This window comes from Chitinophaga eiseniae, assembly GCF_900167135.1.
GTDB classification, from domain to species: Bacteria; Bacteroidota; Bacteroidia; order Chitinophagales; family Chitinophagaceae; genus Chitinophaga; species Chitinophaga eiseniae.
In genome coordinates this window covers 495334-506994 of the sequence record NZ_FUWZ01000001.1, presented here as the reverse complement: position 1 = coordinate 506994, position 11661 = coordinate 495334, and the positions used below count along the sequence as shown (strand labels likewise).

Annotated in this window: 9 protein-coding genes; all 9 read right to left on the bottom strand. The window is 52.5% G+C overall.

Annotation, left to right across the window (positions count from 1 at the left end):
* Nucleotides 1–157: 157 nt before the first annotated feature.
* Nucleotides 158–1237: a FecR family protein gene (locus B5D63_RS02170; RefSeq protein WP_078667128.1), complete on the bottom strand. Its 1080-nt coding sequence runs from the start codon at nt 1235–1237 to the stop codon at nt 158–160.
* Between the two features lie 85 nt (nt 1238–1322).
* Nucleotides 1323–1880 carry an RNA polymerase sigma factor gene (locus B5D63_RS02165; protein ID WP_159455866.1) on the bottom strand — a complete coding sequence of 186 codons (558 nt, stop codon included), beginning with the start codon at nt 1878–1880 and terminating at the stop codon, nt 1323–1325.
* A 394-nt stretch (nt 1881–2274) separates the two neighbouring features.
* Nucleotides 2275–3312, bottom strand: a complete 1038-nt coding sequence (locus B5D63_RS02160) for an isoaspartyl peptidase/L-asparaginase family protein (protein ID WP_078667126.1) — start codon at nt 3310–3312, stop codon at nt 2275–2277.
* An 84-nt stretch (nt 3313–3396) separates the two neighbouring features.
* Nucleotides 3397–4440 carry a cyanophycinase gene (locus B5D63_RS02155; protein ID WP_078667125.1) on the bottom strand — a complete coding sequence of 348 codons (1044 nt, stop codon included), beginning with the start codon at nt 4438–4440 and terminating at the stop codon, nt 3397–3399.
* Nucleotides 4441–4460: 20 nt separating this feature from the next.
* Nucleotides 4461–5864 carry a RagB/SusD family nutrient uptake outer membrane protein gene (locus tag B5D63_RS02150; RefSeq protein ID WP_078667124.1) on the bottom strand — a complete coding sequence of 468 codons (1404 nt, stop codon included), beginning with the start codon at nt 5862–5864 and terminating at the stop codon, nt 4461–4463.
* A 12-nt stretch (nt 5865–5876) separates the two neighbouring features.
* On the bottom strand, nt 5877–9236 hold the full coding sequence (locus tag B5D63_RS02145; RefSeq protein WP_200816893.1) for a TonB-dependent receptor: 3360 nt from the start codon (nt 9234–9236) through the stop codon (nt 5877–5879).
* 109 nt (nt 9237–9345) lie between these two features.
* The gene (locus tag B5D63_RS02140; RefSeq protein WP_078667123.1) at nt 9346–10443 is read right to left on the bottom strand and encodes a FecR family protein; all 1098 of its coding nucleotides are present in this window, start codon (nt 10441–10443) and stop codon (nt 9346–9348) included.
* A gap of 67 nt (nt 10444–10510) precedes the next feature.
* On the bottom strand, nt 10511–11065 hold the full coding sequence (locus tag B5D63_RS02135; protein ID WP_078667122.1) for an RNA polymerase sigma factor: 555 nt from the start codon (nt 11063–11065) through the stop codon (nt 10511–10513).
* Nucleotides 11066–11407: 342 nt separating this feature from the next.
* Nucleotides 11408–11656: a PH domain-containing protein gene (locus tag B5D63_RS02130; RefSeq protein ID WP_235021442.1), complete on the bottom strand. Its 249-nt coding sequence runs from the start codon at nt 11654–11656 to the stop codon at nt 11408–11410.
* Nucleotides 11657–11661 lie beyond the last annotated feature (5 nt).

Sequence of the window (11661 nt, the reverse complement as noted above, 5' to 3'; positions counted from 1 at the left end):
TGATACAATAGGAGTCCCTGAAACCTTCAAGCGTAAAGGTCTCCTGATACTTGACAACGGGGAATGTGCGCGCATTTCCCGTTTTTTTTAAAGATGTTACAGGTGGTTATCAGGTAAATCCTGATGGTACTTTCATAACTATCGATTTAGACTTTGATTAATGAATAAAGACTTTTCCTGCGGTGACGTTATATTCGAATTGTTTGGTCTGTTTTAACATGCCTAGCAGCTGGTCCAGTGACTCTCCCTGTACGTTACCGGTAAAAGAGGTCTGTAATAAAGATTGATTATGGCATTCGATGGTAATTCCATACCATCTTTCCATTCGTTTGATCAGTTGTAAAAAAGTTTCGTTGCGGTATACAAACCTGTTGTCCACCCAGGCTGTCTCCGCTATCTGGTTACCCCCGTGTTCCTTTTCAATGCTTTCCAGCACGATGAGTGGCTTCAGTTCGTCCGGACGGGCTGTTGTTGCAGGCTTTGCGGTGTCTGTAATCGTGTTGGCCACCAGTAATTTTTGTTTGGGGCTAAGCGTAATATGTTGTTTGCCGCCGTCTTTCACGGTGACTTCCACCGCGCCGCTGATCAGGGCTGTTTCGGTATGTGATTCATCCGCATACGCCCGCACGTTGAAGGTGGTGCCCAGTACTTTTATATCGATCGTATTGGTGTGGATCACAAAAGGATCGTTAGGCATTCTGGTCACATCAAAATACCCTTCACCGGTCAGTTTCACTACCCTGCCGGATTTAGCAAAATTGCTGGGATAAGACAGCGTACTGCCGGCGTTGAGCATCACCAGGGTACCATCCGGGAGGGTGATACGGGTTTTGGAACCGGGCCTCGTTTGTACCGTGCTCCATACCACTGCGTTGGTGGAGGTACTGGTACGCAGGTACAGCACCATAGCTGCGCCCAGCAGCAATAGCAGCGATGCGGCGGCCATTATCCGCCAACGGCCCCGCCGTACCGGTATACTGTTTTCCGACACTACCGGCAGCGCTTCCCGGCTTTCGCCGGCGGCAATCCCCCCCATGATGCGGTCCAGCAGCATTTCCTTCCGTTCCGGCGTGGGTTTTCCGGTGCTTTGCAGGGATACCTTGTCCAACAGCGCCTGTTGCCGGGCGGCCTCCGGAGAGGCTTCCAGCAGCACTTCCAGCTCCATCTCCTCGGCGGGCGACAGCGAACCTGCCGTCCGTTTGGCCATCAGTTCCCAAAGCCTTTCGTGTTGTTCCATTAATTGATAGTTACGGTGATGTAACAGATAAGACAGTATTTTGGAGAAATACTATGAAGCGAGGGAAAAAAATTTTCAACTTTTTTTATTCCATCCAGCCGAAATGCTGACGGATATCGATCACCTCACCGAGCTTTTTGAGGGCGATCGCCATTTGGGTATTCACGGTGTTGATGGATACTTCGAGGATCTCAGCCACCTCCCGGTATTTGAGACCATCTTCTTTCACCAGGCGGAATATAAGTTTACAGCGGGAGGGCAACAGATTGATGGCGGATTCTATCTTCCGCAGGTTTTCCTTACTGATCAGCATATCTTCCGGGGAGGCAGCCATGGTATTGACAGCCACTTGTATATACTCTCCTGTTAATATCTCCGGCATCCTGCCGGCGCTGATGCGGTAATTACAGGCCGTATTGCGGACAGCTGTGTACAGATAAGTGTTGAGGTTGCGTACCGTTGCAAGACCGGCGCGGTTCTGCCATATCTTCACAAAAACATCGGACACCGCTTCTTCCGCCTCTTCCCGGGAGGGTAACAGCGAAGCCGCAAACACAATCAGCCGGTCGCTATACTGCAAAAACAGCTGGCGAAAGGCAAGTTGGTCATTGTCCCTGTATATTTTCTCTAACAGATCCTGCATCTGCAAATGATTGTGAATCGCATTCCCATTGATAAAGATGGCTTTGGTAAGGTAGGCCAGTCCACTTATCCACAATACCTGAAATTTAGCGGATGCTGATACTGGATTAACAAGACAATTATCCGGGAGATGATACGCTGCCAGCCGCCCGGAGAACGCAATCGATGGCATTATAAGAGAGGAAAGGCCGGATGAATACTCCCACCGGGCGACGGCCAGGTGATAGCTGTTTGCTGTGCCGCGCCCGGGACCAGATGAATACCCCCCTACCGGCGACGGCCAGGTGATAGCCGTTTGCTGTGCTATGCCATGTGCCCGGCAGCTTTAAAGATAAAAGGGCTGCCCTCATGGTCAGCCCTCCAAACAGGAACTATCTCAGGACAAAATCGTCCGTCTATTTATAGATGTAAATTTCAATTTTGCCGTCTTTGGTAACAGCGCCGCGGTACATCCCTTCGGTGTTAAAAGGCATGGCCATATTACCGTTTTTGTCCAACGCAATAAGGCCGCCGTCGCCGCCCATATCGCCTACTTTTTTGATCACCGTTTTACCGGCATCCTGTACAGACAACCCTTTGTATTCTATCAGCGCAGACAGGTCGTAAGCCACCACATTACGGATATAATACTCGCCCCAGCCGGTGCAGGACACCGCCACGGTGTTATTATTGGCATAGGTACCGGCGCCGATAACCGGGGAATCACCCACACGGCCGTACTTTTTGTTAGTCATGCCACCGGTAGACGTAGCAGCTGCCAGGTTACCCTGTTTGTCCAGCGCCACGGCCCCAACGGTGCCGAATTTATTGTCCTTGTTGATAATGCCGAACTTCGCAGGATTCGTATAGGCGTTGGACCGGGCCGCAGCCAGCGAGTCTTCCTGTAACGCTTTCTGCAGGCCTCTCCAACGGGACTCCGTCCGGAAGTAAGAAGGGTCCACTATTTCCAGTCCTGCTTCTTTGGCAAATTTTTCCGCGCCCGGGCCTATCATCATCACATGTTCGGATTTCTCCATCACAGCACGGGCGGCGCTAATGGGGTTCTTCACCACCGTTACGCCTGCTACGGCGCCTGCCGCTCTCGTCTTACCGCTCATAATTGCGGCATCCAGCTCGTTGCGGCCGTCATGAGTAAACACCGCGCCTTTACCGGCGTTAAAAAGAGAGTCGTCTTCCAGTACACACACGGTGGCTTCCACAGCATCGAGACTGCTGCCGCCGGACTGCAGTACGCCATAACCCTTTTCCAGTGCACGTTTCAGGGACACCTTATATGCTTCTTCCATGGCGGGCGACATGTTCTTTTTCAGGATAGTGCCCGCGCCACCATGTATCACCAGTACATACGGCCCGGCTTTTTTCTGTGCTGACACCGTATTCCAGGCCATCATCAGGCAACAGGACAGTAACAAATAGCAAAAACTTCTTTTCATCTGATATCTTATTTTATAAAATCATTCAATTGTTTCCGGCTCCGTTAACCAGGAGAATCAGTAATAACCATGACGATCATGATGTTACGGGATTTGTTTTGTCTTCAATACTCCCTTGTCTACCCACCACCAGTACCAGGTACCGCCGCTGGCGGCCGTTGTATCAAAATCAGACACCCGGAAGCTGCCATTGCCCGTAGCGGAGGCGGGTATCTCATATACTTTGAGCGCTTCCCCGTTGCAGTTCCATTGCAGCGGCTGCCCTTCCACACAAAGTTCAGGTTTTTTGAGACTATCCGTTAAGATAAAATAAGCTTTGCTAACACCAAAAACTTTGGCGATGCCGTTTTCATCGATACACACGGCGGTCTTCTCGTCCGGTGCGATACCCACCGGGAAAATACCGTAGTCTGTGATGATACGGCTCATAAAAGTCACATGCCGGCCCTGCCGCCCACGTTTCACATAATGCTGATCGCTGATCACCTTTGACAGGTATGGCGCCCGCAGGAAATCATTGTTATATACTTTTACCAGCGTATCGTAAGGGTTGGCCAATACGCTGTCGGACACGGCGCTGCCACCTTCGCCGCTGTAATACAGCCCGCTAAGGACCGCACAACCCGCACTGGTACCGCCTACCGGCGCCTTTTTCTCCGTCAGCAGGTAATTGATCGCCGCGGCTGTTTTAGTGCCTCTCCAGTTGTTCATATACCTGGACTGGTCCCCACCGGCGATAAACAACATTTCAGCATTGCGGATAATATTCGCTACTGTATCATTGTCTGCCAGTTCCCGGCTGGTGATGTTCAGCGTTTCCACGGAGTTCACCTCGCCCAGCGAATCGATGTCTACATTGTAACCACCGTTATTGGAGGCGGTGAGCACCACTACATCGCCACCACCGCTGCGGGCTATCATCCACCGGAAAGCCCCGTCTACATTACCGCCGCCACCTATCAGCGCCACCCCTCCCGTTACAGGCTTCGCTACATCGGCCGTATCACCGACGATACCGATAGAAGCCGGGCGGCCCGGAATATTTTCCGAAACATTTGCGGCATCGCCACAACTGCTGAAACATGGTGCTATGACTGTTAACAGGCCTAATATCTTTATTCCGTTCATCGCGATCTGTTTTAATTGGATTAATAAGGTTTGTTCTGCTCCATATTTTTATTGGCCTTGGTTTCGGCATCCGGGATGGGGAACACATATCCGCGCTGACCGGGCTTCAGCAGCACGGCGCCCAGCGCGTTGACAGCGTCTTCCGGCTCACGGGTTACCGGCAGGGAACGCCGGCGCAGGTCAAACAAACGATGGCCTTCAAAAGCCAGCTCTTTAAACCGTTCGGTGTATATGGCGGTGATCAGCGCATCTTTATCGGCGAACGGCTGCGGCGTGTAACCTTCAATACGGGCGGCACGCAGGTTGTTCAGGTCACTGGCGGCATTGGCAGACTGCCCCAGCTCTGCTGCCGCTTCCGCCCGGATCAGGTACATCTCTCCGGTACGGAACAGCTTCAGGTCCGCCAGGCCCGGGTTACCACCGCTGCCGGCATACTTGTTCACCAGGTAGACGGATTTACCGGCGCCGCGGCTGTCGTCAAATTCTATGTACGCAGTGTAACGTATATCGTTCGTTTTATCAAACAGTTTAACCAGCTCAAAGGAAGGAACGTATAAGGCTACACGTTTTTTGAAATAAACACCGCCAATCAGATCATCGTTGGTCCCGGCCATCTGCTTCAGTTTCCAGATCACCTCAGATTCGTCAGTATCTTTCCAGATAGCAGAAAACTTATTCCGCGCAGCCAGCGGCATCGCCAGAATAGTTTCCGTGGCATATGTTACTGCATCTGCCCACTTTTTTTCGTACAGGGCTACCCGTGCCTGGATAGCGGAAACGGCAGCCAGGGTGATATGGGTATTATCGTCAAACGAAGCAGGGATCAGCTTCTTTGCCGCCTTGAGATCATCTTCAATACGTGTCATCACTTCTGCGAAAGTATTACGGGCGGGTGAACTGATTTTAGAGACATCCATATAAGGCACGCCCAATGCATTCGGCGTATAGTCCTGTGCGTAACTCTGCAACAGCTGGAAATGGCAATACGCTCTCAGCGCCAGCAGCTCACCCTGGTACTGGTCGCGCTGCGCTATTTCATCGCCTTTGGCCGGCACTTTTGGCAGGGCCGCCAGCACGCGGTTGACACGATCGATGGTCACATAGTATTCGCCAAAAGAAGCGGTAATGGTGCCGTTACCGGGATCTATCTGCCAGCGGTAAGAAGCCACGCCGCCGCCGGTACCGTTTTCACTGGGCAGCATACACTCATCGGTCACCAGTGATACGGTGTAGATGGTATTATAGGTGAGCCTTGAATAAGCGCCCAGCAGGCCGCCATTCAGGTCGGCCACATTACGGAACGTCCTCTCCGGATCGATGATATTGTCGGTGGGCGACAGGTCCAGCTGTTTGTTGCACGACAGCAGGCATACCGGCAGCATCAGCGCCAGGTATTTAACAGTATGTTGGATATAACGGATCATGAACAGCAGGATTTAAAAGTTAACATTCAGGCCAAAGGTGTAAGTCCGTGCGGCGGGGTAGTCGAAACGCCCTTCGCCGTTGTTGTTTTCCGGATCGAAGCTTTTCCATTGGGTAAAGGTGAGGAGGTTCTGTCCCTGCGCAAACGCCTGCACACCCTGGACAAACTTCAGGTGCGATAACAGTGCTTTCGGGAAATTGTAGCCGATGCTCACATTTCTCAGGCGGAGATAGGAAGCGTCCTGTATGTCGCGGGAAGAGTAACCGCGCTTGCTGTCAAACCGGGGCAGGATGGCGTTGTCGCCGGGTTTCTTCCAGCGGTTGTACAACATGCGCACGGACTGGTTGCTGCTGGCAAATGCCGGGTTCTCATTGTAATAATCTTCGTTGAGATAACGCATGGTTTTATCTGCAAAAGTGAACAGCGCATTCAGATAAATCCCTTTATACGTAATGCCGGTATTAAAACCACCGGTGAAAGGCGGAATATAGGTACCGAATTCGGCTACGCTCAGCGCGGTTTCATTATAATCGCTGGTGGTTTTGCCGCTCCGGTCGTAATACAGCGGGTCGCCGGTCTGCGGGTCTACGCCGGCCCATTTCGGCGCATAATGGGAACCATAAGGCAGCCCTACCCTTACAATTTTTGAATCGCCCTGGGTAAACTCGCTGGCCCCGCCTAAATCGGTGATCACGTTTTTATTGTAGGCGAAGTTGAAGCCTGCGTTCCAGGTGAAATCCTTTTTGCGGACGATATCCACCTGTACGTCCATCTCGATGCCGCGGTTGCGCATGGCGCCTGAGTTGAGGAACATGCTGCTGAAACCGGAAGTAATGGACAGCGGCTGTTCGATGAACAGGTTGTTGGTGATTTTATTGTACACGTCTGTCACCATGCGGATACGGTTGTTCCAGATACCCAGGTCGAAACCGATGTTCAGCTCTTTGGCATATTCCCAGTCATAAGCTGTATTACCGGGTTGTGACGGCACAATAGCCGGGCGGCCGGCATACTGGTCGGTACCATAGGTGCGGAAATACGCGAAGGGGCCGAGCGTGGAAAACGGGTTGGCGGAAGTACCGTAGCTGGCGCGGAAGCGCAGGTTATCCACAAAACTCACGTCTTTGAGGAAGTTCTCTTTTTTCACTTCCCATCCTATACCGAGGGAATAGAAACCGTGCCACCGGTTGGAGGGCGGCACGGTAGACGCACCATCATAGCGGAAGGAGGCGTTAAGGGTATATTTTTCGTCGAAAGTATAACGGCCTACGGCGATGTAGGAAGCCAGCGCACTGCGGGTGCGGCGGCCGCCTACCACCGGTGCAAAGGGCGATCCGGGCGTAATGGCCGCTGGTGTGGCCGGCAGGCGGCCGTCGAGGTCAAAGCCGGTATAGTTGAAAGCGCGGTAGTTGTTTTTGGTGAATTCAAAATAACCGGACACTTCGAAGTCGTGACGGTCGGCGATATTTTTAGTGTAAGTCAGACCGGAAGTAGTCACCAGCGTAAAGTTACGGGTGGAGCCTTCACCGAAGCTGCCTTTCTCTCCGTTATCCACTTTATAGCCGGAATAGGAATCGGGGTTCACCCATTTTTCTGTGGTCGTTTCCCTGAAATCGAGCCCCAGTCTTGTTTTAGCCACCAACCCTTTGGCGATGGTAAAGTTCAGCGACGTACCGATGATACTTTTCAGCTGGTTGTCTTTCGTGCTGGTGTTGAGTAATGCTTCCAGGGCGTTGCTGCCTTCGCGCAGGTCATAAACGGGGTATACATCGTCGTTCCAGTTGGTGACCAGCGTGCCATCGGGCAGGTACGGATATTCATAGGGCAGTGCGTAGTATACGGCTGCCAGCGGGTTAGAACCGCTGCTGGAAGCTTCTACCGGCAGATAGGAAGATTCGGAATAGGCGAGGCCAACGTTCACGTTACCGGTCAACCGGCCGGCGCTGAAGTCCACATTGTTCTTCAGGCTGTAACGTTTCAGGCCGGTCCCTAACGCGATCCCCTGCTGATCGAAATAGTTCAGGGAGCTGTAGAAGCGGACGTTGTCATTACCGCCGCTGGCGCTCAGCTGATGTTCCTGGAACTTGCCGGTACGCAGGAATATCTTACGCCAGTCGGTATTGGTATTACGGAGACTGTCGAGGATATGATCGGCCAGTCTTTTCTCTTCAGGGGTTTTAGTGGCATAGTCCGGGTTTTTCGGGGAGAACTCCCAGCCCGGGCCTACATTGGAACCGGTTTCCAGCCCGATCTCTTCTTCATATTGCAGATGCTCCGCGGAGTTCATCATTTTGAACTTCGGGGTGGTCATATTGGAGAAGCCGTACTGTGATTTATAGGCAAACTGCAGTTTACCTGCCTGTCCTTTTTTGGTGGTGATCACGATCACGCCGTTGGAGCCGCGGGAACCGTACAGTGCTTTTGCGGAGGCATCTTTGAGCACCGTCACGGAGGCAATGTCTTCGGGGTTGATGCCCTGGAACTGTCCTGCTTCGATGGGGATACCGTCCATGACGTAGAGCACGGAGGAGCTGCCGTTGATGGTACCAACGCCGCGGACAGTAACGGTGGCCGCTGCCCCCGGCTGGCCGGAGCCTGCGGATATCACCATACCCGGTACGCGGCCCTGTAATATCTGTTCAAAGCTGGCCATGGGCACCTGTGTTATTTTATCGCTTCCCACGATGCCCGCGGAGGCGGTGGACTTATCGCGGGCGTAGTTCGTATAACCGGTAACCGTTACCGCATTCAGTGTTTTCACATCTTCTTCCAGGGTGATGTTGATTTCACGGCGGCCGTTGATGTCCACCTGGCGGGTAGTATATCCCACGAGGGAGAATTGCAGCACGCGCACCTGATCGGGCGCGGTAAGCGTATAACTGCCGTCGGCGGCGGTGAGTGCGCCGGCGTTGGCGCCTACGGCCCTCACGGTAACGCCCGGCAGGGGAAGGTTATCTATTCCCCTCACCTTCCCGCGGATGGTGATATCTGCCGCCGGCCTGTGGCTGGCATCTGCGGCGTACAACACCACCAGCCCGTCTTCCCGCTGGGACCAGGCCAGGTTGGTGCCTGCCAGCGCCTGCGTCAGTACGGCGTCGAGCGTAGCGCCTTTGGCGGAAACAGATACTTTGCTGTTTTCAGGCAGTGTTTTATCGTGAAAAACAAACCGGTACGAAGTCTGGTGTTCCAGTGTTTTCAGGAACTGTTTGATACTGGTTTCCCTCACCTGCAGGGTGATCGTTTCCTGTGCCAGACATACCGCCTGCACCTGCAGACAGGTTAAAAAAAGTAAAATGGTCAATTTCATAGTGAGCAGCAGTTTGCCGGCGGGAACAGCCTTCCCTTTCCATTTCAGGAATACAAGTTTTACCATACCTTTGATGTTGGTTTAGTTAATGATCGTTCAGGACATTATCTGGCCTAATTCCGGGGAGGTGGTGCGAACACCTCCCCTTCTTATTTTGGTTGTTACTGGTTGATATTTATTTACTGATAATGATTGTGTCGTTTACCATTTTGAAATTGAAGGGATAGGACAACTGCAGCGCGTCCAGTGCTTTCAGTACGGTTTCGCTCTCAAACGTACCGGAGTAGCGGTATTGTTTCACGGCATCGTCGGCAAAGCTGATCCGGATACCGTACCATTTCTCCAGTTTCACCGCAATATCCGCCAGCGGTTCATTCTCTATCTCCAGGCGGTTGCGCACCCAGGCTATTTCCCGGGCTTTATGGTTCACGGGGTCAGCATCCAGCGGCACTACCTTCAGCACCGGCGCAACGGCTGTCTTATTTGATTCAGGGGCCGCTACGGTCAACTTCTGATTGGGCTGCAGCACTATCTTCCGCGCAGGTCCCTGCGTACAGGTGATCTCTACTTTTCCGCGGAACAGGGCTGCTTCCATGGTGGGATGTCCCGTGTAGGCGCTGACGTTAAACACGGTCCCCAGCACTTTGATATCGAACGCGCTGGTATGTACCATAAAGGGTTTGCGGGCGTCCTGCGCCACATCAAAAAACGCTTCGCCGGTCAGCGTCAGTTCCCGGTTTTCCCGGTTAAACCCTTCTGCCAGTTCCACGCGGCTGTTTTTCCGCAGCACGAGGGACGAACCGTCGGGCAGCACCACCGATTTACGGGGTTCATCGCCGGCGGAGATGATGGTGGCTGCGGCCATTTCAGTCACTACAGGCGTAGTGTGTTGCTGCCGGCTCAGGAAATACCCTCCGGTAGCGAGGAGTATGGCGCCGGCCACTACAGCTGCATAGCGCCCATACAAGCGGCGGGTCCCGGACGCCGGCGCCTCTTCGGCCGGAACGGGCAAAGCCTCTTCCAGCGCCTGTTGCAGCCGCTCATATTGCGTCAGCCCATCCTGCAGCTGCTTCAGCTGTTCGGTACGCCCACCCTGGCGGGCAGACAGCAACGCTACCAGCTGGCGCGCCCCGGTCAAAGCGGCCGTTTTTTCGGGATGCTGCCGGGCCCATTGCGCCCAGAAAGCCATGTCCGCTTCGTGTTCTTCCCGGCAATAACGCTGGAAAGATGCATCACAGGCAAAATCGATTGCCTCGTAATCCTGGAAGTTCATGCTGTTAAACCCTTTTTTATACAGACGGCGCGGGCGGCCGTTTTTCCTAGACGAAAAGCAAATTTTTTCAGGAAAGTTTTTTCCGGAGGGTCCTGATAGCGTCGTAGATAGTGTTGTAGGCCGTTTTCACGGTTTGGGAGGTCTGTGCGGCGATCTCTTCGTAGCTGAGCCCCTCAAAGAATTTGAGGCGTACCAGTTCTGTTTGCCGGGGCGTGAGTGACTTCATAGCCTCATGCAGGCGTTGTTTTATCTCATCATCCTGCTGCACCCGGATGATAATTTCTTCATAGGACAATTCATTTTCGGCCTCTTTACCGGTCATCCGGCTGATGGCATCATGCATACGCGACTGATAGGCCAGCTGATCGAGCAGCTGCCTTTTCAGGGCGGTAAACAGGTAGGCGGGCACATTGATCACCGGCTTCAGTTGGGCCTGCTTGCTCCACAGCTGCAGAAACAGCTGGGTGATACAGTCTTTTACCAGTTCATCGTTACCGCATAATTTCAGCCCAAAGCGCAACAGGTGAGGGTAATTACTGTTATACAGCGCAAACAAAGCCTGTTTGTCGCCGTTTCGCAGTCGCTCCCATTGCAGGTCATGATGATCTTCTTCCGTTGACATGGGCTGGTTTTAAGAATATAATGCCGGGTATGCGGCCAAATTATATTTTTTTATCGGCATTTGCCAGGCCGCCCGCATAACAGGATAAACAGGCCGCCCTGGAAAAAGCGTCCCTTTATGCTTGGCACAGTGTACAACGTATCAGATAGCTGTGCCCTCTTTCATAGGTAAGTCATCCAAAAATATTTTTATTCCCCGGCATGTTGCGAACACCTTCCCCTGCTTATAAGGGACATGAAACAACCTTATCCCCCAAAACAGCGGGCAATTTATCCAGCCCCGCGCCGGCTTTGATTTATGCGGGAAACATACTATGTGGTTCGGGGGTCGGGGGTACGATGATCATTTTTTATTCTGTTTGTCTACCAGGATCAGCCGTTTATTCGTAAAAATAAAAGTGTCTCTGAACAGCTTAAAACCCAATTCAATCACCTCCGTATCCGTCAGTAATTTTCCGTAGTCCTTTACCAGTTCCTGTTGGCTGACGGTCCCTGCATTACCCAGCAGCGCTGAAAAAATCCCATAGGTAATAATTTTCGGGCAAGATATAAAAGGATATATCACAAAAAGAAAAGTGATGATACTTATCATGTGAC